This window comes from Amycolatopsis sp. WAC 01375 (genome assembly GCF_003947325.1).
Classification (GTDB): Bacteria; Actinomycetota; Actinomycetes; order Mycobacteriales; family Pseudonocardiaceae; genus Amycolatopsis.
In genome coordinates, this window is sequence record NZ_QHHW01000036.1 from 100,216 (window position 1) to 124,292 (window position 24,077).

A 24,077-nucleotide genomic window follows, 5' to 3' on the forward strand; every position below is an offset into this window, starting at 1 on the left:
ATCGGGTGACTGCCGAGGGCTCGGACTTCCTGCAGCTGGACATCGGGGACGCACCGCCGGGGCGCCGGTCGGACTGGCTGGCGTCGCGGTTGCGGCACGCCATCTCCGACGGCCGCCTGCCGGTCGGCAGCAGGCTGCCCGCGACCAGGGCGCTGGCCGCGGACCTGCGGGTCTCCCGCGGTGTGGTCACCGAGGCGTACCAGCGCCTCGTCGAGGACGGCCATGTCGCCGGACGTGGCCGGGCGGGCACGGTGGTCGTCGCGGCGCCTGCACGGACGAAGGAGCAGCGGACGTCCGGGCCGCCGTCCGCTGGCACGATCTTCCAGCCCGCTCCCGGGATCGGCGTCTTCGACTCGCTGCGGTCGACCCCGGCGCGGATCGACCTGTCCCCCGGCGTGCCGGATCTGACGGCCTTCCCTCGAACGGCGTGGTTACGCGCCGAGCGCACCGTGCTCAACGACCTTTCGGCGGCGGCCTTCGGCTACGGCGACCCTCGGGGCGCTCCCGCGTTGCGGCTGGCCATCGCGCACTGGATCGCCCGCACCCGGGGCATCACCGCCGACGCGGACGACGTGCTGATCGTCGCCGGTGTCGCGCAGGGCCTCGGCTTGCTGGCGCAGGTGCTCTGCGACAACGGGATCTCCGAGATCGCCGTCGAGGATCCGAGTTCGCTGGGCGCGCGGCAGCATCTGCACGACCGGCGGCTGGCGACCCCGCCGATCCGGGTCGACGACGACGGCATCGACGTCGACGAGCTCGTGCGCAGCGGCGCGCCCGCCGTGCTGCTCACTCCCGCGCACCAGTTCCCGACCGGTGTCGTGCTCGGCGGGGAACGCCGTCGTGAGCTCATGCGCTGGGCCGCGAACGGCGGACTGATCATCGAGGACGACTACGACGCCGAGCACCGCTACGACCGTCCGCCGGTGCCCGCGTTGCGCTCGATGCTCGCCGAACAGGTCTGTTACGCGGGCAGCGTGTCGAAGTGGCTCGCACCCGCGCTCCGGGTGGGCTGGATGCTGGTGCCGCCGCGGTACCGCGACGAGGTGGTCGCGGCCAAACGGTTCGCCGACCTCGGCAACGCCGTCCTCCCGCAGCTGGTGCTCGCGCATCTCATGGAGTCCGGGGAGATGGAGCGGCAGCTGCGGTTCGTGCGCAAACGGCACCGCCGCCGGCGGGACGCGATGATCGACGCGCTCCGGGCGCATCTCCCGGACGCCGTGGTGCATGGCGCCGCCGCCGGGCTGCATCTGACGATCACCTTCGACGCCGAGTTCTCCGATCTCGACTTCGCCGCTGCCGCGCTGGAGCAGGGCGTGAAGGTGCAGCCGCTGTCGTGGCACTGTCAGCGCCCGATGAATCCCGGCCTCGTCCTCGGCTACGGGGCGAGCCCGGCGAGCGACATCGCCGAGGGCATCGCCGTCCTGGGGCGGCTTCGGCGCTAGGCGCGTTCAGAGGGCGAATTGCCTGGGGAAGGGCAGGAGCGAGGACGGGTCTTCGACGTGGGCGTTGTGGCCGAGTCCCCGGAGTACGGCCGAGTGCGGGCTGAGGGCGCGAAGCTGCTCCGGACGGCTCATCGGGTCGTGCTCACCGGCGGCGAGGACGACCGGGCAGCGCGCCGCGCCGAGCAGTCCGCGCATGTCGGGTGCGCCGACGCCGAACGCGCGGGGGTCCAGCGCCAGCCGCCAGCCGCCTTCGGTTTCGGCCACCCCGTCGGGATCCGCCTCGGCGATCCCGACCAGGCCGGCGATCTTGAGGAAGCCGCGTTCGGCGTCCTCACGGGTCGGGAACACCCTCGGCGGCTTGGCCGCCATGGCGGCCGCCCTCGCGAGGTCGTCCTCGCTCCATTCGACCTTGACGCCGACCGTGAACAGCCCGGCGACCTTCACCCCGAACCAGCCGCTGGCCAGCGCCAGCCCGACCACGCCGCCCAGTGAATGCCCGATCACCAGCACCGGACCGCGTTCCGGGAGCGCGTCGGCGACCGCCGCGGCCAGCCCGCCGAACGAGTAGTGCGGCAACCGGGGCGATCCCCCGTGGCCGGGCAGATCCGGCGCGAGCCAGCGATATCCCGGATGCGCCATGAGGCCGTCCCAGACCGCTCCTGTCGCGCCGAGGCCGTGCAGCAGGAGCACGGGCGGGCCTTCGGTTCCGGCGGTGCGCATCTTCAGTGTTTCCACCGGACGGATCTTTCCTCAGTCCCCCGCCCGCGGGCTAGGGTCGACGGCGTGATCACCGATCCGGACGTGTACACGCGGGGCGTGCCGTATGAGCACCTCGCGTCGCTGCGCCGGGAGTCGCCGGTCACGCGGGTGGACGATTTCTGGGCCGTGCTACGGCATTCCGACGTCAAGCACGTGCTGAAGAACCCGAAGCTGTTCTCGTCGCGCCTCGGCGGGACGCAGATCCGGGACCCGGCGACCGAGCAGGACCTCGGCTACGTCCGGCGGATGATGCTCAACATGGATCCGCCCGAGCACGCCCGGCTGCGAGGCCTGCTCACCAAGGCGTTCACGCCGCGTGCGGTCGGCAGGCTGACCGAGCGGATCCACGGCTGGGCGAGGGAGCTGATCGCCGAGGTCGCCGCGGACGGCCGCTGCGACTTCGCCGCCGTCGCCGCCGATCTCCCGCTGCTGACGCTCGCCGAGGTCTTCGGGATCCCCGAACAGGACCGGCGGCTGATGTACGACTGGAGCAACCGCGTGATCGGCTACCAGGACGCCGACTACGCGGTGAGCGCGACCGTCGAGGCCGGCGAGGTCACCGATCTCGCGCGCGCGGCGCTGGCCGTCCGGCCGGTTCCGGGGCCCGACGGGTCGATGCCGGACCCGCGCACCCGCCCGGGGATGCCTGATCTCTACGCGTACGCCACCGCGCTCGGCGAGTACAAACGCCGTCACCCCGGCGACGACGTGATGAGCAATCTGATGGGTCACGTGGGCAGCGACACGGACGGCGGCCGCGTGTCGATCGCGGAGTTCGAGAACCTGTTCTGGCTGTTTTCCGTGGCAGGCAACGAAACCCTGCGCAACGGCATTCCGGGCGGGATGCTCGCGCTGCTGTCACATCCGGATCAGTACCGGCGGCTGCTGGCCGACCGGTCACTGCTTCCCGGCGCGGTGGAAGAGATGCTGCGCTGGTGGACGCCGGTGATGCACTTCCGCCGGACCGCGACCGAGGACGTCGTTCTGTCCGATGTGGACATCCGGGCGGGTGAGAAGGTCGTCGTCTGGTTCTCGGCGGCGAACCGCGACGAGTCCGTTTTCGAGGATCCGGACCGCTTCGACATCGGCCGCACGCCCAACGATCACGTGACCTTCGGGCACGGCCCGCATTTCTGCCTCGGCGCCCAGCTCGCCAGGGTGCAGCTGCGGGCGATGTTCGAAGCGGTGCTCGACCTGCTCGGCGAGGTCGAACTCGCCGGGGAGCCGGTGCGGTTGCGGTCGAACTTCCAGAACGGCCTGAAATCCCTGCCGATTCGCTGGTGAACGCGCGTGAAGGCCCCCTTCCCTCGGCTGACCCGAGGGAAGGGGGCCTTCACGCGCGTTGGCGCGGTGGTCATTCGGCCGCGGCGAACTCCGGTTCGGCGACGGCGGAGCGGGCTTCGGCCTTGCGCAGGCCGACGACTCCGGACAGCGCCACCAGGACGCTGATCACGGCGATGCCGGTGACGACGGTCAGCGCGGGCGCCAACCCGTTCAGCAGCGCGGCCGGGCCGGTGGCACCACCCGAGTTGCCGGTCAGGACCGCGGTCACCACGGCGAGGCCGATCGCGCCGCCGACCTGGATCGACGTGTTCAGCAGCCCGCCGGCGAGCCCCTGCTCGTCGTCGGAGATGCCGTTGGTCGCCTGGATGTTCAGCGAGGAGAACGCCAGCATGAAGCCGATACCCAGCAGGATCATGCTCGGCAGCACCGAACCGGCGTAGCTGGAACTCTCGTCGATCCGCAGGAACAACGCGTACCCGATCACGTGGGCGACGACACCGGCGAGGATCGTGCGCGGCGTGCCGAGCCGGTCGATCAGCGGCTCGATCCTGGGTGAACCGAAGGCGACGATCAGCGCTGCAGGCAGGAATCCGAGCGCCGTCTGCAACGCGGACCAGCCCAGCACGGTCTGCAGGTACAGCATGACCACGAACTGGAAACCGATGTAGGCGCCGAAGAACGTCGCGCCGCCGAGGTTGGCTCGGGCCAGCGGACCGGAACGCAGGATGCCGAGGCGAAGCAGCGGGTGCTTGCTGCGCTTCTCGATGAACACGAACGTGACGAGCAGGGCGAGCGCGAGGGCGAACGAGATCAGGGTCCGCGGGGCGGCCCAGCCGATCTCCGGCGCTTCGACCACGGCGAAGACCAGCAGGAGGGAACCGGCGGCACCGGTGATCGCGCCGGGGAAGTCATAGCCGCCACCGGTTTGCGGCTGGTAGGACGGGATCAGCTTGATCGCGGCGACCAGCGCGGCGAGCGCGATCGGCACCGGCAGCAGGAACGTCCAGCGCCAGCCCACCTCGGTGAGCAGACCGGAGAAGACGAGGCCCGCGGAGTAACCGCTGGCACCGAACACGGCGAAGATGCTGATCGCCCGGTTGCGGGCGGGGCCTTCGTGGAAGGTCGTGGTGATGATGGAAAGGGCCGCCGGCGCGGTGAACGCGGCCGCGAGTCCCTTGATGAACCGGGTGGCGATCAGCAGCGCGCCGTCGTCGACGAGCCCGCCGAGCAGGGAAGCGAGCGCGAAGACCGCGACGGCGACGAGGAAGACCCGGCGCCTGCCGAGCAGGTCGGCGGTGCGGCCGCCGAGGAGCAGCAGGCCGCCGTAGCCGAGCACGTAGGCGCTGATGATCCATTGCAGGGCACCGGTGGAGAGACCGAGTTCGGCCTGGATGGACGGGAGGGCGACGGCGACCATCGACACGTCGAGCGCGTCGAGGCCCACGACGACGGACACAGTGAGCAGGACACCCCAGAGGCGCGCGTCCCACCTGGTCGAGCTGGTGGACAGCTGCACGGAAGAACTCATGATCCGTACAGTACATGCACGCGCATCTAATGCAAGTGCATTTAATGACTTTGCATAAAATTCACGTGCATGCTATCTTGGGCCGCGTGAGCGACGACGCCGAACAAGACCTGCTGCGGGAGTGGCACGACCTGTCCGCCCGGCACGCGGCGGTCTTCGGACGCCTCGAGTGCCGGCTCCAGGAGCGCCACGGCCTCGGCGTCACCGAGTTCGAAGCCCTCGAACGGCTGGTGAACTGCGTCGTCGGCAAATGCCGCGCGGCCGATCTGACCGAGGTCGTCCACTTGAGCCAGAGCGCCACTTCACGTCTCGTCGCCCGCCTGGAACGCGAGGGACTCGTCCAGCGCTCGCTCTGCGAGTCGGACCGGCGCGGGATCTTCGTCATCGTGACCGACGAAGGCCGCCGTCGCTACGAAGAGGCGAAGCCCACGCACCGGGCGACCCTCGAAGAGACTCTCACCGTCGGGGCCTGAATCCCGGCGGTCTCACTTCTCGCCGATTTTGACGGCGGTCAGCGTGATCACCGCGTCCGCGGTCACCTTCGTCCCCGGCGCCGGGTCCTGCCCGGTCTGGACCCAGTTCCGGTCCAGCGCGAGCATCCGGCCTTTCCCTGTTCCGTCGACTTCGCGCAGGTTGTACAGGCCCGCCGCCTGCATCGCGTCCTGCGCGTCCTGATGGTTCATCCCCGAAACATCGGGGACGGAGATGAGGCGAGCGGCGGAAGACGCAGGTCCGCCGGTCTCCGCCGGCGACTGGACACTCACGGACGTCTCGGTCACCGTCGACGGCGCCCCAGGCCGCGTGGCCGGGGCGCCGCAAGCGGTCAGCACGGCGGCACCGGCGACGAGGATCAGTGCGACGGTCTTCGGCATTCGCGAACTCCACTCCGAGACGATGAGACCGAGAGAAGTCGCGCCCGGACCGCGGACCGTTAACACCCGGTCGGGTCGGCTTCGGACGAGTTCGCCCGACGCGGGCGTCGAGGTAAAGAATGTTTGACATGATGTCTAAAACTCTTTACCTTGGCCCTCGTGGCCTTGGAAGAGAAACGCGCATGGATCATGGCGGTGGTGACGGTCTTCGCCTACGCGGCGTACCTGATCGTCGTCTTCGGCCGGGCAAGCTCCGGCATGGTCGTCGATGTCCCTTACGTGGCACCGTTGCTGTGGACCGTCGGGGCGGCCATCGTGGCCTCGATCGTGCTGCACATCGCCGCCGCGATCGCCTCACCGCGTGACGCGGGCCGCAAGGACCAGCGCGACCGCGAGATCGGCCGGTTCGGCGAGCACATCGGGCAGTCGTTCGTCGTGATCGGCGGGGTCGCGGCACTCGTCATGGCGATGGCGGAGCTGGACCACTTCTGGATCGCCAACTCCGTGTACCTCGCCTTCGTCCTGTCCTCCCTGCTCGGCTCGATCGCGAAGATCGCCGCCTACCGCTGGGGATTCCAGGCATGGTGAAACCGACCAAGGTCACGAACTCCATCCGCGCCCTGCGGTTCGCGAAGGGCGAGATGACCCAAGCGGAACTCGCGGACCGGATCGACGTCACCCGCCAGACGGTGATCGCCATCGAACAGGGCCGCTACTCGCCGTCCTTGGAGATGGCCTTCCGGATCGCCCGGGTGTTCGGCGTCGGGCTCGACGACGTTTTCCAGTACCCAGACCAGGAATGAGGCCGCCGTGAAGGCGATCGTCCAGAACGAGTACGGCACCACCGACGTCCTGACCCTGACCGACCTGCCCGAACCCGAAGCCGGACCGGACGGTGTGGTCGTGCGGATCCGGGCGGCGGCGGTCGATCCCGGCGTCTGGCACCTCATGGAGGGCACGCCGTACTTGGTGCGGCTCATGGGATTCGGGGTACGGAGACCGAAGGCCCGGGTCCGCGGGCTGGATTTCGCCGGCGTGGTGCACGCCGTCGGCGGCAACGTGACGCGGTTCCGGCCGGGCGACGAGGTTTTCGGAACCTGCGAAGGTTCTTTCGCCGAGTACGCACTGACCACAGTGGACAGAATCGCCAAAAAGCCCGAGCGGCTCAGCTTCGAAGAAGCGGCGGCGGTCCCCATCTCCGCTTTCACCGCGCTTCAGGCGCTCCGGAACCGAGGGCAGGTCGCGCCGCGGCAGAAGGTCCTGGTCATCGGCGCGGGCGGTGGCGTGGGCACCTTCGCGGTGCAGATCGCCAAGGCGTTCGGCGCCGAGGTGGACGGCGTATGCGGCACGGGCAAGGTGGAGCTCGTCCGTTCACTCGGCGCGACCCGGGTTTTCGACTACACCCGTGAGGATTTCGGCGGCGGCTACGACCTCATCCTTGACACCGCCGGCAACCGGTCGCTGACATCGTTACGCGAATCCCTTACCCCGCAAGGCACTCTCGTCATCGTCGGCGGCGAGGGCAAGGGGAAGTGGATCGGCCCGGTGGGTCGCAATCTGCGGGCACTGCTCCTCGGGCCGTTCGTGAAGCAGAAGCTCCGCGGCCTGTTCTCCACGGAGAACCAGGACGATCTCCAGACGCTGCGGGCGCTCATCGAGGCGGAGAAACTGACACCGGTCATCGACCGTGCCTTCTCGCTCGTCGAAGTGCCCGAAGCCATCAGTCACGTGCGCGAAGGACACGCACGCGGCAAGGTCGTCATCACCATCTGATGTTCTCCCCCACGTCGGCCTCCGGCCATCTTGGGAGTGTTCGCTCTCGGGGAGCGATCCGCCGAAGGCCGAGGGAGAACACCGATGTCCGTCAACCGCCGGGACCTGTTGCGAGGCGCCGCCACCGCCGGGGCGCTGGGGCTGGCCTGGCCGTTGAGTTCGCGGATGACGATCGCGCAGGCCGAGGAGGCCGCGGTGGCGCTGGGCGCGACCTGGGACGAAGCACCGTTCACGCTCGGCGTCGCGTCCGGCGACCCGGTCCCGTACGGCGTCGCCCTCTGGACCAGGCTCGCGCCGAAGCCGATGGAGTTCGAGCAGCCGCTCGACGACACCGTCGAAGTCGCCTGGGAGGTCGCCACCGACCGCGGGTTCCGCCGCCGCGTGGCGCACGGGACGACGGCCGCGACCGCCGGGCTCGGGCACAGCGTGCACGTCCCGGTTTCCGGGCTGGAGCCGGGCTCGCAGTATTACTACCGGTTCCACGCGCTCGGCAAGGTCAGCCGGATCGGCCGCACCCGTACCGCGCCGGTCGGGCCGGTCCGGCGGGTGCGGTTCGCCTCGGCGAACTGCCAGGCGTTCCACGACGGGTTCTACGCGGCGCACGCCGGGATTGCCAGGGAGGAGCTCGATTTCGTCGTCCACCTCGGCGACTACGTCTACGAGCACGGTCAGGTCGGCGGGAATCCGCTGCGCGACCACGAAGGTCCCGAGGTGCTGACGCTGCAGGCGTACCGGCGGCGGCACGCGCTCTACAAGTCCGACCCGTCGCTGCGGGACGCCCACGCGGCCCATCCCTGGTTCGTCACCTGGGACGATCACGAGGTCGTCAACGACTACAGCGGTACCACCCCGTCGCTGCGGGCGCGGCGTTCGGCGGCGTACCAGGCCTGGTTCGAGCACATGCCGGTTCGCCCGGACCATCCGTCGACACCGAGGATCCACCGGCAGCGCCGCTGGGGCGATCTGCTCGATCTGTCCATTTTGGACCTCCGGCAGTACCGGTCGGCGCAGAACCTGCCCGACGGCACGATCCTCGGCGCGGATCAGAAGGCGTGGCTCAAGGACCAGGTGACCGGCTCCGGCGAGGCGTGGCACTGCTGGGTGAACTCGATCATGCTGAGCCAGCTGGCGAAACCCGGTGGCGGCTACATGTTCACGGACCAGTGGGACGGCTTCCTCGCCGAGCGCAAGGAGGTGCTGACCCACGTGGCGAACAGCGGCCTCGAAGACCTCGTGGTGATCACCGGCGATTGGCATTCGGCGTTCGTCGACGACATCCGCCCGGACTTCGCGGATCCGGCCACCCCGGTGATCGGCACGGAGTTCACCGCGCATTCGGTCACCTCCGGCGCCTACTCCCCCGAATGGAACGCCACGAACGGGCCGAAGATGGGCGCGGCGAACCCGCACCTCAAGTACTTCGAGGGTGACCGGTACGGCTACGACGTCTACGAGGTCACCCCGCGCCGCTGGAGCACGCACATGCGGGTGATCGGCGACCGGCGCGACCCGCGTTCTCCGGTGAGCACCCTGACGACGTTCCACGTCGACCGCGGCAGGCCGGGATCCTATGAGGACCGGGCCACGATCACCTCCCCGGCGCAGTACCGGCGACGCTAGGCCAAAAGGGGAGCCGGGGACTCAGAAGGGGGGCCGCGACGCTCTTTCGGAGCAGCGCGGTTCACCGCACGCGATCTCGTTTCACCTGCCCGATGAATTCACGACAATTCTTCCGTGCGGCTAATCTGGGCTTTCCATTGGGAACGAGCCGCGGGAGAAAAGCATGAAGAAGAAAATCGCCGCTTTAGTCATGGCCGCCTTTTCGGCGGCCGGATTCCTGGCCGCCGCACCGGCCTCCGCGGCGACCGAAGGCAAGTTCCCGCCCTACGGCTGCGGCAGCGATCGCTATGGACTTCTCTTCGGCGAAGGCATTTCCCTGACCTGCTTCTCCTTGCCGAGACACTCGGAAACCTATCGAGTGGTCGCTCACTGCGCGTCGGGATCGTCCTATTGGTACACCGTCGGACATTGGGTTCCGGTCGGCTTCGGACCGTCGACGGCGGAATGTCACGGCGCATTGCTTTCAAGTGCCTATGTGGCCGGATATCACGTAGACGACTTCTAATATCCGAATGGAACTATGTTGATCTTGACGGCGCCTTTCAGCGTCCGCTCCCGGCGGATCCCCACCGGTCCACTTCCGCCGTGAGCCACCGATGCAGGGAAAGTGCCAATTCGACCGGTGCGTCGTACTGGATCAGATGCCCGGCATCGGGGATGACGTCCAGGAGGGCGCCGGGAATCGCGCCGGCGAGCTGTTCCGCGCGGTCCACCGGGATCCACGTGTCATCCGCACCCCAGATCACCTTCACCGGCAACGTGAGTTCCGGATAGCGGTCCTGGATCTCGTCGGTGTACCGGACGTCCGCCTCGGCGATCTGCCGGTAGAACGCACGTTGCCCCCGCGCGTCCAGCCAAGGCCCGGTCAGGGTGGCCAGTTGCGCGCCGGTGAGACCACGGTGGGAGGCCGTCGCGATGTAGGACTCCAGCGCGCCCCGGTGCACGGCCGGCGGCTGCGCTTGGAAGACCTCGGCGTTCTCCGCGACGAGCCGGAAGAATTCCGAGCCCCATGGCCGCAGCGCGACGACGTCCACCAAGGCGAGCGAGGCGTACTCGGCACCGTGCAGCAGCTTCGCGCGCAGGGAAACCGCCCCGCCGTAGTCGTGGGCGATCACGTGCGGGGCCGCCAGCCCCCAATGCTCGAGCAGGTCGGCGAAAAGCTCGCCCTGCGTTCCGAGATCGACGGCGTGGCCGGGTTCCTTGGACGAACGGCCGTATCCCGGCATGTCCCAGACGTACACGGCGAACTCTTCGCTGAGCGCTCGCGCGAAAGGCGCCCACAGTTGCGCCGACCACGGTGTCCCGTGGCACAGCACCACCGGGGCGCCTTCGCCGAGGCGTTCCCACGCCACCGAACGGCCACGCCAGTCGAACGTCCGCGACAACTCCAGCTCACCGAAACCCATGATCGCGATCGTAGCCGCAGCCGGACGGTCAGTCGGGCAGCTGCAGTTCGGTATGCCGTTTGGACAGCATCTCCGCCAGCTCCCGGAGTTTGACGTTCATGTTCTGCGACGTGTGCCGCAGCACCTCGAACGCCTCCGCGGCGTCGATTCCGCGCCGCGCCATCAGGATGCCCTTGGCCTGCCCGATCGCGTCCCGGCTGTCCAGCGCCTGCTGGAGCTGTTCCTCCTGGAGCTGACCGCGGGTGACCGCGTGCGTGGTCGCCAAGGCCAGTGACGCGTGCGTCGCCAGGAGCAGCAGCACGTCGCGGTCGGCCCTGGCGATGCCGTGGGGACGCCGCGAGTAGACGTTCAGCGCACCGGAAAGCTGCGAACTCGACGCTTCCGGCAGCAAGGCCGTCGAGACCAGCGAATGGAAGCCGAGCGCCGCGGCTGCCGGGCCGAAGCGCGGCCAGCGGGCGTCCTCCGCGAGGTTGTCGCTGAAGGCCGCGGCCGGTCCCGAAACCCGCGCCGCCTCGACGCAGGCACCCTCGCCGTACTGGTACTGCAGCTGGTCCAGCTCGCCGGCGATCTCGTCGGTCCGCACCGGTGTGTGGAACCCGCCGTCGGGATCGAGGAGGGTGACGCTGACCAGATCAGCGCCCGGCACCAGATCGCGCGTCGCGAAGACCACCCGTTCGAGGACCGCCCCGATCGAACCGGAATCCAGCAACGCCCTGGTCAGGGCTACGAACTGGTTGACCAGTGGCCCGGCTATGAGCCGAACGCCGTTTTCGGAGGTCACCGGCAGTTCGCCGTCGCCGACATCCTCGACGAATCGGTTCTTGTCCTGCTGCCAGTCGAATTCATCGGCCAAAGCCCGCCTCTCCCACTTCTGCACATCGGCGTGATGCACCACGGGAGTCACCGGCGGGAACCGGCGCCGAGCGCGCACCATCAACCGCCGCAACCAACCCGGTTACCGGCGGATCGGCGCTAACTTCTCAACGCTCAGAACCGCTTTCGGAAAACGACCTTAGCCGAATGCGATCACCCGGCCTCCCGCGCCCCATGTTCCGCCCGTCCCGGATCGTCTCGGTCTGTCGCGATGGCCCCGAATCGTTCGTCCACCTGGCCTAACCGTCACCGCGCCGCAACGGTACAGCCGATCATGTGCCCGACTCATGTTTCATCCCGGGTCGTGGTTGGTATCCAGGCCGGTGTCGCCGAGAACAGGGGGTGATCACCGTGTCCGCCCTCAAGGCCGAGGAGCAACGACGGATCGTCGCCGCGTGTTTCGCACGAACCGGGCTCACCGTGGAGCAACTGTGGCTGAGGTATTTCGCCCTGGGCGGCGACGTCAGCGAGGTCGAACTGGACGCGTTCCTGCAGGGCGTGCTCCCCCTGCCCAGAATCCAGCGGGACATGGTGACCCACGCGGTTAACGAGCGGCTCGACGAACTCTCCGGCGTACCGCGGGCGCCCTACAGCCGCGAGACCGGTGAGAGCACCCGCCCGCGCGGTACTCTGGCCGCCCTGCTGGGGCTCCTCGACGGTGCCCACCATGCCGCCCCGGAGCGGTTGCCCGACGTCATCGCCGCCGCGGGGCGTGCGCTGAACGTCGAGATCGCCGTCTATCTCGCCGACTACGACCAGCGTCATCTCCTTCCGATGCGAGGGTCGGTCTCAAGCCGGGCACCGTTGCCCATCGAGACGAGCAGCGCCGGTCACGCTTACCGGCACGTCGACACCCTGCTGGCCGAGGAGCCGGGAGGAACGCGGTTGTGGGCCGTGCTGCTCGACGGCGACGAGCGGATGGGCGTGCTCGAGGTCGAAGCCGGTGCGGACACCGACCTCCACGACCCCGCCCTGCGAACCCAGTGCCGGTGGCTCGCGTCGCTGGCAGGCCATCTCATCGCCGCCGCGATGCGTTATGGCGACGCCCTCGACATGACAAGGCGTGGACGACGACGCGACCCCACCGCGGAGTTGCTCTGGCACAACCTGCCCCCGTTGACGGCGGCGACACGCGACGTGACGGTGGCGGGCGGTGTCGAGCCCGCTTACGACCTTCGCGGTGTCACCTTCGACTACGCCCTTTCCGAAACGACGGCATGGCTGGCCATCTTCGACGCGGGCCGGGAGAGCCCGTCCGCGGGTCTCATGGTCTCGACGGCGCTCGCGGCCTACCGGTCCGCCCGCCGCGAGGGCCAGGACCTGCGCGGCCAGGAGACCGCTGTCGACAAAGCGCTCTCGACGCAGTTCGGTGACGGCGCCGCCGTTCGCGGCACGCTGGCCGAACTGGACCTCGCCCACGGCGACCTGCGCCATCTCGAAGCGGGCGGGCCGCCGCCGATCGTGCTCGGCACCGAGCACGAAGCGGACCGTACGTCCACAGTGGACTGTGTGCCGCGGCCGCCGTTCGGCGCCGGGCCGCCCGGCCGGATCATGACCGCCCACCTCCGGTCCGGAGATCTCTTCGTCCTGCACACCGAAGGCCTCTCGGACGCGCGTGACGCCGACGGCGAGCGGTTCGAGCTCGCCGAATACCTGAACGCCCATGCCGGACGACTACCACCCGAGACCACCCGGCGCGTGCTCCATGCGGCGAAGTCCCACTGCCGCGGCGCTTTCACCGGAGACGCAGGTCTGCTGGTCGCACGCCGGCCATGAAGCGGTTCAGCCGCTGAAATCCACGTCTTCGCTCTTGACCGTCCCTCCTTTCCGGCCCGGCGCGGCCTGATACCGCCAGTACAGATTCGTGTGCGCGATGACCTGCTCCGGTGCGGGCGCTCCCCGCTCCGTTTTGTCCACGGTGGTGTGCGCGTCGCCGACCAGCGTCGCGTCGTATCCGCGGACCATGGCGCCGTGCAGCGTCGAACGGATGCAGGCGTCGGTCTCCGCACCGACGACCACGAGCCGCCCGACCCCGCGCTCGGCAAGGACCTGCTCCAGATCGGTGTCCTCGAACGAGTCCCCATAGGACTTTTCGACGAGCGGCTCGGCGTCCTCCCGGTTCAGTTCGCCGACGATGCGCCATTCTTCGCTGCCACGCACGAGCCCCTCGTCGGAATGCTGCACCCACACGACCGGAACGCCTTCCCGCCGTGCCCTGCCGACGAGCCCGCCGATGTTCGCCACCACCGCGTCGCGCTCGTGGCCCTCGTCTACGACGGCGTTCTGGACGTCGACGACGAGAAGCGCGGTGTTCGGCCGGTTGTCGAGAGTGGTCATGACGTGATGTCCCTCCTGGTCAGGCTGCTGCCGCAGACCTTAACCCGGAGCACCGACAAGAACCGGCGATCAAGCGCCGGGGACAGCCAGGGCCTTCGCGTTGCGCCGGACGTCGGGCTCGGGCGAACGGGTCTTGTGACCGGCCTCAAGGTGGTGTGGTCGGCGCCGGTGGTCGTGAGTGGCGTTTCGGGTTCTAACCCGAAACGCCACTCACGACCCCCTGCCGCCAGGACCCTCTCAACTGTCCGCTGTGGTCGTCACCCGAACGTCGAAAGCCCGTCCAGCAACCTGTCGACGTCCTCGGCGCTGGTGTACGGCGCCAGCCCGACCCGGAGCGCCGGATCTTCCAGCTTCAAGGCCGCGAAGACTTCGTAGGCGTAGAAGGAGCCTGCCGGGGCGACGACGTTCCTCTCGGCGAGATACCGTTGCGCCTCACGCTCGCGGCCGCCGAGGCTCATCAGGACGGTCGGGGTCCGGTCGGCGGCCTTGCCATGGACGGTGACGGCGTCGCCCAGTCCCTTCTCCAGCCTGGCGCGCAACGTGCTTTCGTGCTCGTGCAACGAATTCATCGAGTTCGCGAGGCGCTCCCGCCGTGCTCCGCCCGCTCCGGGGTCGAGCGCGGCGAGGAAGTCCACCGCAGCCGTCGCGCCCGCGAGCAGCTCGTAGGGCAGGGTGCCGAATTCGAACCGTTCCGGCACGGCGTCGGGTGACGGCATGAGTTTGTCCGGCTCGACGGTTTCGAGGAGGGCGGGCGACGCGCCGAGCACCCCGCAGTGCGGGCCGAGGAACTTGTACGGCGAGCAGACGAAGAAGTCCGCCCCCAGCGCGGGAACGTCCACGAGTTCGTGGGCGGCGTAGTGCACGCCGTCCACGAACACCAGCGCCCCGGCGTCGTGGGCGAGATCGGCGATCCGGCGGATCGGCGGCTTGGTGCCGAGGACGTTCGAGGCCGCCGTGACCGCGACCAGCCTCGTCCTCTCGGTGAGGACGAGGGAATCGAGATCGAGTTCGGTGGTTCCGGGATCGATGTCGAGCCAGCGGACGGTCATCCCGGACCGTTCGGCGGCCTGCACCCAGGGCCGGACATTGGCGTCGTGATCGAGACGGCTGACGACGATCTCGTCCCCCTCACGCCAGTCCTTGGCCAGGTGCCGGGAAAAGTCGTACGTCAGCTGCGTGGCGCTGCGGCCGTGGACGACGCCTTCGGCAGGCACGTTCAGGAAGTCGGCGTAGGCGGCGCGGAAGTCCGAGACGGCCCGCTCCGCGTTGAGTTCGGACGGGCTGACCGTGCCCCGGTTCGACAGTGGACCGGTCAGTGTCCCGACGATGGCGTCGGCGACAGGCCGGGGTGTCTGGGTACCCGCGGGTCCGTCGAAGAAGGCGGTTCCGTCGGCGAGGGAGGGGAAGTGAAGCCGGAGAGCGGCGACGTCGATGGCCATGCCCCCGACTCTGACATCCGATGCGGCACCGGGTAAACGCTTCGTGGCCGGAACTTTCGCCTGCCACGAAGCGTCCCGTGCTCAGTACAGGTTCAGCCGGTACGCCCCGGACTGCGCGGTGCCCGCGAACAGGTACCGGCCGTCCGCGCTGATCGCCATGGACAGCACCCTGGTGTCGGGCAGCGCGCCGGGCACGGGCGACCAGGTGCGGCCGAAGTCCGTGCTGCGCAGCACGCCTCCCCCGGTCGAGTCGCTCGCGAACCACACCCGGAAGTCGAACGGATGCGGCAGGATACGGCTGATCCCGAGGGGACTCTCACCGTCGCGGACGCGGCGGAACGTCCGGCCGTCGTCCTCGCTGAGCAGGATGCCCGCGCCACCGGCGAGGACGCGTCCGCCACCCCATCGGCTGACCGAGATCGAACTGACCGGTTCGCCGGAGACATGGGTCCAGGTCTTGCCGCCGTCGTCCGACCGGGACAGGCCCTGAGAGTCGCCGCCCCAGACCCGGTCCGGGTTCCACGGGTCACCGGCGAAGGCGATGAAACCGCTGTCGGTCGCGAGCTTTTCCCAGGTCTTCCCGGCGTCGTCACTGCGGTAGAGCACGTAGCCGCTGGGCGCGAAGGCCGAGACGAAGATCCTGTCCGGGGCGGCCGGATGGGCGAAGATCGCCCGCGGAAGACCTTGTTTCGCCTTCGCCGCGAACTGCCAGGTCCGCCCGCCGTCGCCGCTGCGGAGCACGTCGAGCGCGAAACCGTTCCGGGTGACCTGCCAGACGACGTCCGGGCGGCCGGGTGAAACGGACAGGCGCGCGTCCTCGTGCAGCCGGTCGGTGGGATGCGACTGCCAGACCCGGTCCGCCGCGGAGACCTTGCCGCGCGGGAGCGGGGTGTTGTAGATCTCCTGCACACCGGCCGCGACGACGTGCTCCCGCAGGAGGTTCCCGGTGGTCACGAGGTCGCGAATGGATTCGCCGGGTACGCCGATCTGCCGGTAGCCGCTCTTGCCGGCGTCCGCGTACACACCGCGGTAGAGCGAGGAGATCAGCGTGGTGGCGGATTTGCCCGCCGCGGCGGGGAGATCGATCATGTCGCTGACGCCCTCGCCCGGTGCGGGCACCGGTTTGCGGATCCAGGTGCGGCCGCCGTCCGCGCTGACGTCTATGTCGTTATACGTCGAGACGTACAAACGCCCGCCGACGAAACGCGGTTCGCGCAGAGGCTGCCCGCCGGGATCGCGGCGCAGCACCGTCCAGGTCTTGCCGCCGTCGGTGGAGCCGTGCAGTTCGGGGCCGACCGTGACCACGAGCAGCTTGCCGTCCGAAGCGACCTGCCCGACCTCGCCGTCGGCCCGGTACACGAGTTCGGCCCGCGGCTCCTTGCCGCTGACCCCGCGGACCGCCCAGAGCGCGTACTCCGGGTAGACCGTCGCGAAGTAGGCGTCGTCACCGACCAGCGTGAGTTTGAGCGCGCCGACCGGCGCGGCGATCCCCTCGCGCGGCCAGGTCCTCGGCACGTCGTTCCAGTGCACGCCGCCATCGATGCTGACACTCAGCGAATCGAGGTTCTGCACCACGACGACCCGGCCCGCCGGATCCGTGGCCATGCCGAACGCGCCGTCGGGGTACCACTCGCGCAGGGTTTCCCAGCTCTGGCCGCGGTCGGCGGTGCTCAGCAGGAGGCCGCGCCACTCGCCTTGGAACCCGGCGGTCTTGTTTCCCACCGCGAGCATCCGGTCCGGGTTCACCGGATCGGCGAAGAACCCCTGGATGACGGTTTCCGCGGGCAGGCCCCGGCGCGCGGCCCACGAAGCGCCGCGATCGCCGGAGAGCCACAGCGCGGGCGGGCTCGGCTGCATCATCGCGAGCCCGGCGGGGGAAGCGGCCAGCAACCCGCCGATGCTGTTCGGGCCGACCGGCTCCCAGCCGCCGCGCGGCAGTCCGGTCGCGTTGACGTCCGCGGGCGGTCGCTGGGGTTCGGCGGTGGCCACCGACGTCGCCCCGGTGGTCCCGAGAACCGTCAGCAGCCCGAGAACGAACATGCGTTTGGTGATCGATCTCAGTTTCATGCGGGAGATCTTGGCGCAAGATCCGCAAAAGAGATAGAGGATTCATCGGATCTTTGCCTGGCGATAACCCCTTGCCATGGCGCCGATTCCCTGTCAAGGGCTTGACATCGGCGACACTCATCCGACCACTACCAGACAACGATCGCGATCAATGCGGCGGCGAGGAGGGCGAGGTACGCGATCGCGTGCGCGCGGTCCGGGATCCGGCCGACCACCCGGCGCGTCACGGCGATGGTCGGCAACGAGCCGCACAGGAGCGCGCCCGCGGCCACCAGGTCGATGTAGCCGAGGTGACCGTTGTCCGAAGCCGTGCCCGTCGCCGCGAAGGCGTAGACCGCCGTGCCGATCACCGCCACCGGGAGGCTCAGGGGGTTCGCCAGCGCGGCCGCGTCGGCCATCGGCAGGCCCTTGCGCCGCATGAGCGGGACGGTCAGCACGCTGCCCCCGACGCCGAGAAAGCTCGCCACGGCACCGATCCCGGTCCCGCCGGCGGTGGCTGTGAGCCCGCCGAGCGCACGCGGCCGGATGTCGTCCCGCCTGCTCACGAACCCCTTCCTTGCCAAGCTGTCGGCGATGGTCAGCGCGAGGTAGGCGACGAAGAGCCAGCGCAGGACACTCTCGTCGGCCACGGTGGCGGCGAAAGACCCGAGCACGGCGCCGAGCCCGATGAACGCGACGAGCGGCCACAGATAGTCGCGGCGAAGCCGCCCTGTCCGCAGTTGCATGAGGGTCGCGCTGCCGGCGTTGACCACCATCACCGCGGTCGACGTGGCCACCGCCACGTGCATCGCGCCCAGGGCGTGATCCGGCTCGGCGAGCGCGAAGGCGTAGACGACGGGCACGGTGACGAATCCGCCGCCGAATCCGAAAAGGACGGTGGTGACGCCGCTCAGGCAGCCGAACCCGAGGAGCACCAGGATCTCGATCAGCACTCCTTCGACCGTAGGCGTCTCCGGCGCGGCGGGCATTCGAAAGGGCGCCAGTTTCTTTCGCGGATCGGACACCCGGCGTAGGCTGGGTGAGGTGCGTGACATCCCCATCGACGAGGTCGACCACCTCGACCGCGCGGTGGTGGCGATCCGCACCGATTACCCACCGGGGCACCGGATTCCCCCGCATCGGCACCGTCGCGCGCAGTTCCTCTACAGCGCGACGGGATCGATGCGGGTCGAGACGGCCGACGGCACGTGGACCATCCCGGCCCTGCGCGCGGTGCTCGTCCCGCCGGAGACCACCCATCAGGTCTTCACGACCACCGTGAGCACCCGCAGCCTGTACATCGAGCCGAAGGCGGTGCCGTGGTTCCCGCGGCGCTGCCAGGTCGTCGAAGTCTCCTCATTGCTCCGGGAACTGCTGAACGAGGTCGTCGGCGTGCCGGAGCTGTACACCCCGCGCGGGCGGGACGCCGCGGTCATCGGCCTGACCCTGCACGAGATCCGCCGCTCAGCCCCGGTCCAGCTCGATCTCCCGTTGCCCAAGCACGAACGGCTCCGCGCGCTGTGCGAGTCCTTTTTGGATGATCCGGACATCCATGAGCCAGTGCGCGCCTGGGCGTCCCGGCTGCACGTCAGCGAGCGGACGCTGAACCGGATGTTCACCGCCGAGACCGGGATGGGATTCGCCCGCTGGCGGCAACGGGCCTGCGTCCTGCATTCGCTGTCGCTGCTTTCGGACGGCCGTCCGATCGCCGGCATCGCCGCCTCGCTCGGCTACGAGAGCCCTGCCGCGTTCTCCACCATGTTCACCCGGCTGCTCGGCACGTCGCCGAGGGACTACCGCGCCGCTGTCTCAAAGTGAGACACGACACCCCTCCCCTGACTTCTCCCGCGCCCCTACCTTCCGTTCAAGCCCAGGCGAACAAGGGAGTTCATCGCATGAGCAAGAACGTACTCGTCACCGGTGCGGCACGAGGGATCGGAAAGGGGATCGCGCTCCGGCTCGCCGCCGACGGGCACGACGTCGCGGTCAACGACGTCGCCGCCAACGAGGCGGAACTCGAGGCCGTCGCCAAGGAGATCCGCGAAGCGGGACGACGCTCGGCCGCGGTCACGGCGGACGTTTCCGATCCGGCGTCGGTCACCGCCATGGTCGGCGAGACCGTCGACGCGCTGGATTCCCTGGATGTCATGGTCGCGAACGCGGGGATCGCGCAGGTCCTCCCGCTGCTCGAAGTGACCCCGGAGGACTGGGACCGGATGATGGCCGTCAACGCGCGCGGCATGTTCCTGTGTTACCAGGCCGCGGCCAAGCAGATGATCGAACAGGGCGACGGCGGCAAGATCATCGGCGCGGCGTCCATCGTCGCCCATCGCCCGTTCGCGTTGCTCGGCCACTATTCCGCGTCGAAGTGGGCGGTGCGCGGGCTGACCCAGGCCGCCGCGATGGAATGGGCGAAGCACGGCATCACCGTCAACGCGTACTGCCCGGGTATCGTCGGGACCGCCATGTGGGACCTCATCGACGAGAAACTGGCGGAGTCGGAAGGAATCCGGAAGGGGCAGGCGATCGAGAAGTATTCGAACCTGATCCACCTCGGCCGGGTCTCGGTTCCCGAGGACGTGGCGTCGTACGTGTCGTACCTCGCTTCCCCGGATTCCGATTACATGACCGGCCAGTCGGTGATGATCGACGGAGGAATCCAATTCTCCTGAGCAGGAAGTAGGACGATCATGATCTTCATAACGGCGAAGTTCCGGGTTCGTCCCGAACACGCGGACCGGTGGCCGGAGATCGCGCGCGATTTCACCGAAGCGACCCGCGCCGAACCCGGTTGTCTTTGGTACGACTGGTCTCGCAGCCTCGACGACCCGAACGAATACGTGCTCGTCGAGGCGTTCCGCGACGACGACGCGGGCGCGGCCCATGTCGGTTCGGAGCATTTCCGCACGGCTCAACGTGAACTGCCGCCTTACCTGGCCGAGACACCGCGGATCGTCAACGCGAAGGTCGATCAGGACGGCTGGTCGGAATTGGGCGAACTGGCCGTCGAGTAGATTCCTTCTCCTGCCTCGGTTCCTTGCTGGACCGAGGCGGGAAAGGCCGGTTCTCAGCCCCGTTGTGCCCGTGCCGCCCCGAGGCAGTACGCGCCGAAAGCCGCGACCCCGGCGGCCACCACGATGAGCAGCACAGTGCCGAACGGCTGGGCCGCCAACGTCCGCAGGGCCGCGTCGAGCCCACCGGAACGAGAAGCGTCGTGCGTCAGCGCCGCATATCCCACCAGCACCGCGACCATGCCGAACACGACACCCCTTGCCACATAACCGATCCTCCCGAGCCGCTCCACCCACCGCCGGGTACCCGGCGGCAGGGTCGAGAGATCGAGATCCCGCACGAAGTTCCGGCGCACCCCGTTCACCACCGAAGCCACCGCGACACCGAACACGACGACGGCCACCACGGTCACCAGGAACGGCCCGGCGGGCAACGCCAGCAACCGCGCGGTGAACTCCTGCTGCTTCTGGTCACCGCTGCCCTGCTGCCCCGCGCCCGCGGCGACCCGGGCCGCGTAGACGCCGAGCGAGATCCCCACCAGGCAACGGACTCCGGACGTCACCCGCTTGACGGCGCGGGTCCGCTGCTTGTCGATCCAGGTGTAGCCGACCGCGGCCAGCAGGGCCTGCCACAGGCCGTATGCCACCAGTCCCGCCGCCAGAATCCACAACAGCACGCCGCCTACCGGGGTCGAACCGACCTCGGTGATCGCGCCGCGTCCGTCGGCCTCCTGGCCGCCACCGTCGATGGCGACCCGCATCGCCAGGTACCCGATGAGCAGGTACACCAGGCCGTAGCAGCCCATCCCGATCCGTCCGAGCACCTGGACGGCCTTGTTGTGGCGCACCTGTCTCGCCTTGGTCGCGGACATCCGGTCCACCTCCTTCGCTGTCTTCAACCGAGTGTCACGGCCGAAGGCGAAGAACGCCGGGTGACTGGTCCGTCCGGCCCAGTGCGCCTAAGCGAGGAGCCAGTCGTCCGTGTCGCGGTGCCTGCCGAGCCCGACGGCGTCGAACTCGTCGAAGTGATCTCCCTTGACCACGCCGAGCCACCGAAGCGCCTGAGAAATCGGACTGCCGCCGGACTCGCCCTCAGCCTGATGCTGTGGTCCGAAGACTGTCTCTCCGCTGTCCCACACCTGTGCGGACTGCGTCCCGGTGCCGCCGAAGTACTCGGCTTCGACGTACGCCACGGCACCGCGCCGGGAGCACTCGGCGAGAAGCCGATCAAAGCCCGCGGGCGCGGTCCAGAATTCGCCGAAACCGGGCACTCCGGCGTCGGCCGGCACTTCGGTCAACGGCAGCAGTGACAGGTGCTGTCCGAGCGCGACGAGGCACGCTCCCTGGACCGAATCGAGCAGTTCACCGCGTGCGGACTCGGTGACGATGACGGCTTGCAGGCTGTACACGTCCGCATCCTGTCACTTCGACGACGCCCGGCATGTTTTTTCGCGGCGATGTCGAATACCGCCGGGCCCGTTCGTCGCCAGAGTGAGAGACAACCTCGAAGGAGCATCATGACCGCGACTTACACGTTCGACGTCTTTTCCAGCCTCGACGGCTACGGCTCCACCACCGGCGATTGGGGCGGCTACTGGGGCAAGCAAGGGCCTGAACTGCTCGAACACCGCCTCGCCCTGTACTCCGAGGAGCAGAGGATGGTGTTCGGCGCCACCACCTTCCGGGCGAACCTGGAAATGCTCAACGCGGACGTCGTGGCGACCGAGGCACTGGACCCGTGGGTCATCCGGATGAAGTACCTTCCGGCGACGGTGGTGTCGACCACGCTGCGGGAACCGCTGGACTGGCCGGACGCGACGGTCGTGAGCGGTGACGCCGTCGATGTCGTCGCCCGGCTCAAGAAGGAGTCCGACGTGCCGTTGCGCTCGCACGGCAGCCTGGCGATGAACCGGGCGCTGATGGCCGCCGGTCTGGTGGACCGCCTCCAGGTGACGGTTTTCCCGGTGATCACCGGGAAAACCGGTGCCGGCTCGCTCTTCCGGGGTGCGGCCGACTTCGACCTCGAACTGCTCGAGAGCCGGACGTTCGACGGGCGCGTCCAGCAGCTCGTCTACCGGCCAACCGTGCACGAATCGAGCTGACCGTCCACAGTGGATGGATCAGTCAGCGGCCGAGCCAGGGCGCCAGCAAGGCTTCGAGGTCGGCATCCGAAAGCGCGTACGGCCCGCCGTGGAACTCGTGCCACCGCGAAGCGTCCCGCGCCGCCATGTACTCCACCTCGAACGCCCGCATCAGGACGTACGTGAAGGTCACCGAGCTGAACCGATCGCCGAGCAACGTCCTGGCCTCGCGCGCGACACCGGTCGCGCCATGGCCGATCACGTCCGCGAGCTTCAGCTCCTCCGCAGCCGGGTCCAGCAGGCTGGGGGCATACATCACGACAGTTTCTCCATCACTGAAAGGAAAACTCAGTTCTCGGCGGCGAGCTGACCGCAGGCCGCCGCGATCTCCTGGCCACGCGTGTCACGCACCGTGCACGCCACTCCGCCCGCGTTCACCAGCCGGACGAACTCCCGCTCCACCGGCTTCGGCGAGGCGTCCCACTTCGAACCCGGGGTCGGGTTCAACGGGATCACGTTCACATGTACCAATTGCCCCAGGTGCTGGCGGAGCCGCTTCGCCAGCAGCTCGGCCCGCCAAGGCTGATCGTTGATGTCCCGGATCAACGCGTACTCGATCGACACCCGCCGTCCGGAGGTGTCCGCGTAGTACCGGGCCGCGGACAGCACCTCGTCCACCGACCAACGCTCGTTGACCGGCACCAGCGTGTCCCGCAACTCGTCGTCCGGCGTGTGCAGCGAAACCGCCAGCCGGACCTGCATCTTCTCGTCCGCGAGTTTGCGGATCGCCGGGGCGAGGCCCACCGTCGACACCGTCACCGAACGCTGGCCGATCCCGAGCCCCTCCGGCGAGGGGTCCGTGATCCGCCGGACCGCCGCGACCACCCGCTTGTAGTTCGCCAGCGGCTCGCCCATGCCCATGAAGACGATGTTCGACAGACGGCCGGGGCCGCCGGTCATCAGTCCGTCGCGCATCACGGCGGCGGCGGCGCGGACCTGGTCGACGATCTCCGCGGTCGAGAGGTTCCGGTCGAGGCCGCCCTGCCCGGTCGCGCAGAACGGGCACGCCATGCCGCAGCCCGCCTGGCTCGAGATGCACAGGGTCGCGCGATCCGGGTAGCGCATCAGCACGCTCTCCAAGAGCGTCCCGTCGTGCGCGCGCCACAAGGTCTTGCGAGTGGTGCCGTCGTCGCAGGCGAGCGCCTTGATCTCGGTGAGCAGCGGCGGCATCAGATCGGCGACGAGCTTCTCCCGCGACGCCGCCGGGATGTCGGTCATCTCCTCGGGGTTCACCGTGAGCCGCGAGAAGTAGTGGTTCGACAACTGCTTCGCACGGAACGGCTTCTCACCCAGCTCGGCGACGGCGGCGGCCCGCTCGGCGGCGGTGAGGTCGGCGAGGTGGCGCGGCGGAAGGCCGCGCTTGGGCGCGTCGAAGACGAGAGGGAGGGCAGTCATAGCTCAACCATTGTCCCATGTCCACCTTCGACGCACCCAAGCCGCCCCGGTTCACCGCATCCACACAAGCCTCTGAGACCCAACTCACACAAAAAGGGTTGTCGAGACGACTGGTTCCGATATATCGTGAACATGTCGGAACAGTACGTAG

The 24,077-nt window shown here is 68.9% G+C and carries 26 protein-coding genes; 13 read left to right on the forward strand and 13 right to left on the reverse strand.

Annotated elements, in window-relative coordinates; translation table 11 throughout:
- Window positions 1–5 precede the first annotated feature (5 nt).
- Window positions 6–1,442 carry a PLP-dependent aminotransferase family protein gene (locus tag DL991_RS23310; protein ID WP_125786466.1) on the forward strand — a complete coding sequence of 479 codons (1,437 nt, stop codon included), beginning with the start codon at window positions 6–8 and terminating at the stop codon, window positions 1,440–1,442.
- A gap of 6 nt (window positions 1,443–1,448) precedes the next feature.
- On the opposite strand, the gene DL991_RS23315 is transcribed toward DL991_RS23310, so the two are convergent.
- Complete coding sequence (locus tag DL991_RS23315) at window positions 1,449–2,177, reverse strand: alpha/beta fold hydrolase (protein WP_125786467.1); 729 nt, start codon at window positions 2,175–2,177, stop codon at window positions 1,449–1,451.
- 48 nt (window positions 2,178–2,225) lie between these two features.
- Here DL991_RS23315 and DL991_RS23320 point away from each other — a divergent pair, with 48 nt between their 5' ends.
- The gene (locus tag DL991_RS23320) at window positions 2,226–3,485 is read left to right on the forward strand and encodes a cytochrome P450 (RefSeq protein ID WP_125786468.1); all 1,260 of its coding nucleotides are present in this window, start codon (window positions 2,226–2,228) and stop codon (window positions 3,483–3,485) included.
- A gap of 70 nt (window positions 3,486–3,555) precedes the next feature.
- On the opposite strand, the gene DL991_RS23325 is transcribed toward DL991_RS23320, so the two are convergent.
- On the reverse strand, window positions 3,556–5,013 hold the full coding sequence (locus DL991_RS23325) for an MFS transporter (RefSeq protein WP_125786469.1): 1,458 nt from the start codon (window positions 5,011–5,013) through the stop codon (window positions 3,556–3,558).
- Window positions 5,014–5,099: 86 nt separating this feature from the next.
- Between DL991_RS23325 and DL991_RS23330 the strand changes: the two genes are divergently transcribed.
- Window positions 5,100–5,486, forward strand: coding sequence for a MarR family winged helix-turn-helix transcriptional regulator (locus tag DL991_RS23330; protein ID WP_125786470.1), 387 nt, complete (start codon window positions 5,100–5,102; stop codon window positions 5,484–5,486).
- A 12-nt stretch (window positions 5,487–5,498) separates the two neighbouring features.
- Here the strand turns inward: DL991_RS23330 and DL991_RS23335 are convergent, their stop codons facing one another.
- On the reverse strand, window positions 5,499–5,885 hold the full coding sequence (locus DL991_RS23335; RefSeq protein ID WP_125786471.1) for a PASTA domain-containing protein: 387 nt from the start codon (window positions 5,883–5,885) through the stop codon (window positions 5,499–5,501).
- 159 nt (window positions 5,886–6,044) lie between these two features.
- Here DL991_RS23335 and DL991_RS23340 point away from each other — a divergent pair, with 159 nt between their 5' ends.
- The 5 genes from DL991_RS23340 to DL991_RS23360 all read left to right on the forward strand — a co-directional run bounded on the left by DL991_RS23340 (window position 6,045) and on the right by DL991_RS23360 (window position 9,783).
- Window positions 6,045–6,473 carry a hypothetical protein gene (locus DL991_RS23340; protein ID WP_125786472.1) on the forward strand — a complete coding sequence of 143 codons (429 nt, stop codon included), beginning with the start codon at window positions 6,045–6,047 and terminating at the stop codon, window positions 6,471–6,473.
- A complete protein-coding gene (locus DL991_RS23345) occupies window positions 6,467–6,688 on the forward strand; it encodes a helix-turn-helix transcriptional regulator (protein ID WP_125673158.1) in 222 nt (73 codons plus the stop codon). The genes DL991_RS23340 and DL991_RS23345 overlap by 7 nt, the downstream gene beginning before the upstream one ends.
- A 7-nt stretch (window positions 6,689–6,695) precedes the next feature.
- Window positions 6,696–7,658: an NAD(P)-dependent alcohol dehydrogenase gene (locus DL991_RS23350; protein ID WP_125786473.1), complete on the forward strand. Its 963-nt coding sequence runs from the start codon at window positions 6,696–6,698 to the stop codon at window positions 7,656–7,658.
- An 84-nt stretch (window positions 7,659–7,742) separates the two neighbouring features.
- Entirely contained in the window at window positions 7,743–9,278 is a 1,536-nt protein-coding gene (locus tag DL991_RS23355; protein ID WP_125786474.1) for an alkaline phosphatase, read from the forward strand.
- A gap of 163 nt (window positions 9,279–9,441) precedes the next feature.
- The gene (locus DL991_RS23360) at window positions 9,442–9,783 is read left to right on the forward strand and encodes a hypothetical protein (RefSeq protein ID WP_125786475.1); all 342 of its coding nucleotides are present in this window, start codon (window positions 9,442–9,444) and stop codon (window positions 9,781–9,783) included.
- 37 nt (window positions 9,784–9,820) lie between these two features.
- Here DL991_RS23360 and DL991_RS23365 read toward each other — a convergent pair whose 3' ends face one another.
- Both DL991_RS23365 and DL991_RS23370 read right to left on the reverse strand, forming a co-directional pair.
- Complete coding sequence (locus DL991_RS23365; RefSeq protein ID WP_125786476.1) at window positions 9,821–10,684, reverse strand: alpha/beta fold hydrolase; 864 nt, start codon at window positions 10,682–10,684, stop codon at window positions 9,821–9,823.
- Window positions 10,685–10,712: 28 nt separating this feature from the next.
- Window positions 10,713–11,537 (reverse strand): GAF and ANTAR domain-containing protein, encoded by an 825-nt coding sequence (locus DL991_RS23370; RefSeq protein ID WP_370307327.1) that lies wholly within the window; start codon window positions 11,535–11,537, stop codon window positions 10,713–10,715.
- Window positions 11,538–11,908: 371 nt separating this feature from the next.
- Here DL991_RS23370 and DL991_RS23375 point away from each other — a divergent pair, with 371 nt between their 5' ends.
- Entirely contained in the window at window positions 11,909–13,333 is a 1,425-nt protein-coding gene (locus tag DL991_RS23375; RefSeq protein WP_233598950.1) for a PP2C family protein-serine/threonine phosphatase, read from the forward strand.
- A gap of 6 nt (window positions 13,334–13,339) precedes the next feature.
- On the opposite strand, the gene DL991_RS23380 is transcribed toward DL991_RS23375, so the two are convergent.
- From DL991_RS23380 to DL991_RS23395, 4 genes are all read right to left on the reverse strand, one after another.
- The gene (locus DL991_RS23380; protein ID WP_125786479.1) at window positions 13,340–13,894 is read right to left on the reverse strand and encodes an isochorismatase family protein; all 555 of its coding nucleotides are present in this window, start codon (window positions 13,892–13,894) and stop codon (window positions 13,340–13,342) included.
- 257 nt (window positions 13,895–14,151) lie between these two features.
- Window positions 14,152–15,333 (reverse strand): cysteine desulfurase-like protein, encoded by a 1,182-nt coding sequence (locus DL991_RS23385; RefSeq protein ID WP_125786480.1) that lies wholly within the window; start codon window positions 15,331–15,333, stop codon window positions 14,152–14,154.
- Window positions 15,334–15,414: 81 nt separating this feature from the next.
- Window positions 15,415–17,400 (reverse strand): peptidase S8/S53 subtilisin kexin sedolisin, encoded by a 1,986-nt coding sequence (locus DL991_RS23390; protein ID WP_125786481.1) that lies wholly within the window; start codon window positions 17,398–17,400, stop codon window positions 15,415–15,417.
- A gap of 128 nt (window positions 17,401–17,528) precedes the next feature.
- Window positions 17,529–18,332: a sulfite exporter TauE/SafE family protein gene (locus DL991_RS23395; protein ID WP_125786482.1), complete on the reverse strand. Its 804-nt coding sequence runs from the start codon at window positions 18,330–18,332 to the stop codon at window positions 17,529–17,531.
- A 91-nt stretch (window positions 18,333–18,423) separates the two neighbouring features.
- Here DL991_RS23395 and DL991_RS23400 point away from each other — a divergent pair, with 91 nt between their 5' ends.
- The 3 genes from DL991_RS23400 to DL991_RS23410 all read left to right on the forward strand — a co-directional run bounded on the left by DL991_RS23400 (window position 18,424) and on the right by DL991_RS23410 (window position 20,393).
- Window positions 18,424–19,197 (forward strand): helix-turn-helix domain-containing protein, encoded by a 774-nt coding sequence (locus DL991_RS23400; protein WP_125786483.1) that lies wholly within the window; start codon window positions 18,424–18,426, stop codon window positions 19,195–19,197.
- A 77-nt stretch (window positions 19,198–19,274) separates the two neighbouring features.
- Window positions 19,275–20,051 (forward strand): acetoin reductase, encoded by a 777-nt coding sequence (locus tag DL991_RS23405; protein WP_125786484.1) that lies wholly within the window; start codon window positions 19,275–19,277, stop codon window positions 20,049–20,051.
- A gap of 18 nt (window positions 20,052–20,069) precedes the next feature.
- A complete protein-coding gene (locus DL991_RS23410) occupies window positions 20,070–20,393 on the forward strand; it encodes a putative quinol monooxygenase (RefSeq protein WP_125786485.1) in 324 nt (107 codons plus the stop codon).
- A gap of 53 nt (window positions 20,394–20,446) precedes the next feature.
- Here DL991_RS23410 and DL991_RS23415 read toward each other — a convergent pair whose 3' ends face one another.
- Both DL991_RS23415 and DL991_RS23420 read right to left on the reverse strand, forming a co-directional pair.
- Window positions 20,447–21,262, reverse strand: a complete 816-nt coding sequence (locus tag DL991_RS23415) for a DUF1206 domain-containing protein (protein WP_125786486.1) — start codon at window positions 21,260–21,262, stop codon at window positions 20,447–20,449.
- Window positions 21,263–21,349: 87 nt separating this feature from the next.
- The gene (locus tag DL991_RS23420) at window positions 21,350–21,799 is read right to left on the reverse strand and encodes a hypothetical protein (protein WP_125786487.1); all 450 of its coding nucleotides are present in this window, start codon (window positions 21,797–21,799) and stop codon (window positions 21,350–21,352) included.
- A gap of 108 nt (window positions 21,800–21,907) precedes the next feature.
- On the opposite strand from DL991_RS23420, the gene DL991_RS23425 reads away from it, so the two are divergent.
- Window positions 21,908–22,492 carry a dihydrofolate reductase family protein gene (locus DL991_RS23425; RefSeq protein ID WP_125786488.1) on the forward strand — a complete coding sequence of 195 codons (585 nt, stop codon included), beginning with the start codon at window positions 21,908–21,910 and terminating at the stop codon, window positions 22,490–22,492.
- Between the two features lie 22 nt (window positions 22,493–22,514).
- On the opposite strand, the gene DL991_RS23430 is transcribed toward DL991_RS23425, so the two are convergent.
- A complete protein-coding gene (locus tag DL991_RS23430; RefSeq protein ID WP_125786489.1) occupies window positions 22,515–22,787 on the reverse strand; it encodes a hypothetical protein in 273 nt (90 codons plus the stop codon).
- A 32-nt stretch (window positions 22,788–22,819) separates the two neighbouring features.
- On the reverse strand, window positions 22,820–23,926 hold the full coding sequence (gene rlmN / locus DL991_RS23435; RefSeq protein ID WP_125786490.1) for a 23S rRNA (adenine(2503)-C(2))-methyltransferase RlmN: 1,107 nt from the start codon (window positions 23,924–23,926) through the stop codon (window positions 22,820–22,822).
- Window positions 23,927–24,077 lie beyond the last annotated feature (151 nt).

Bases quoted from the DNA above. Each gene is read 5' to 3' on its own strand.
- DL991_RS23325 (WP_125786469.1), bottom strand. From the start codon at position 5,013: ATGAGTTCTTCCGTGCAGCTGTCCACCAGCTCGACCAGGTGGGACGCG.
- DL991_RS23335 (WP_125786471.1), bottom strand. From the start codon at position 5,885: ATGCCGAAGACCGTCGCACTGATCCTCGTCGCCGGTGCCGCCGTGCTG.
- DL991_RS23345 (WP_125673158.1), top strand. From the start codon at position 6,467: ATGGTGAAACCGACCAAGGTCACGAACTCCATCCGCGCCCTGCGGTTC.
- DL991_RS23355 (WP_125786474.1), top strand. From the start codon at position 7,743: ATGTCCGTCAACCGCCGGGACCTGTTGCGAGGCGCCGCCACCGCCGGG.
- DL991_RS23360 (WP_125786475.1), top strand. From the start codon at position 9,442: ATGAAGAAGAAAATCGCCGCTTTAGTCATGGCCGCCTTTTCGGCGGCC.
- DL991_RS23365 (WP_125786476.1), bottom strand. From the start codon at position 10,684: ATGGGTTTCGGTGAGCTGGAGTTGTCGCGGACGTTCGACTGGCGTGGC.
- DL991_RS23380 (WP_125786479.1), bottom strand. From the start codon at position 13,894: ATGACCACTCTCGACAACCGGCCGAACACCGCGCTTCTCGTCGTCGAC.
- DL991_RS23385 (WP_125786480.1), bottom strand. From the start codon at position 15,333: ATGGCCATCGACGTCGCCGCTCTCCGGCTTCACTTCCCCTCCCTCGCC.
- DL991_RS23390 (WP_125786481.1), bottom strand. From the start codon at position 17,400: ATGAAACTGAGATCGATCACCAAACGCATGTTCGTTCTCGGGCTGCTG.
- DL991_RS23405 (WP_125786484.1), top strand. From the start codon at position 19,275: ATGAGCAAGAACGTACTCGTCACCGGTGCGGCACGAGGGATCGGAAAG.
- DL991_RS23410 (WP_125786485.1), top strand. From the start codon at position 20,070: ATGATCTTCATAACGGCGAAGTTCCGGGTTCGTCCCGAACACGCGGAC.
- DL991_RS23415 (WP_125786486.1), bottom strand. From the start codon at position 21,262: ATGTCCGCGACCAAGGCGAGACAGGTGCGCCACAACAAGGCCGTCCAG.
- DL991_RS23425 (WP_125786488.1), top strand. From the start codon at position 21,908: ATGACCGCGACTTACACGTTCGACGTCTTTTCCAGCCTCGACGGCTAC.
- DL991_RS23430 (WP_125786489.1), bottom strand. From the start codon at position 22,787: ATGTATGCCCCCAGCCTGCTGGACCCGGCTGCGGAGGAGCTGAAGCTC.
- rlmN (WP_125786490.1), bottom strand. From the start codon at position 23,926: ATGACTGCCCTCCCTCTCGTCTTCGACGCGCCCAAGCGCGGCCTTCCG.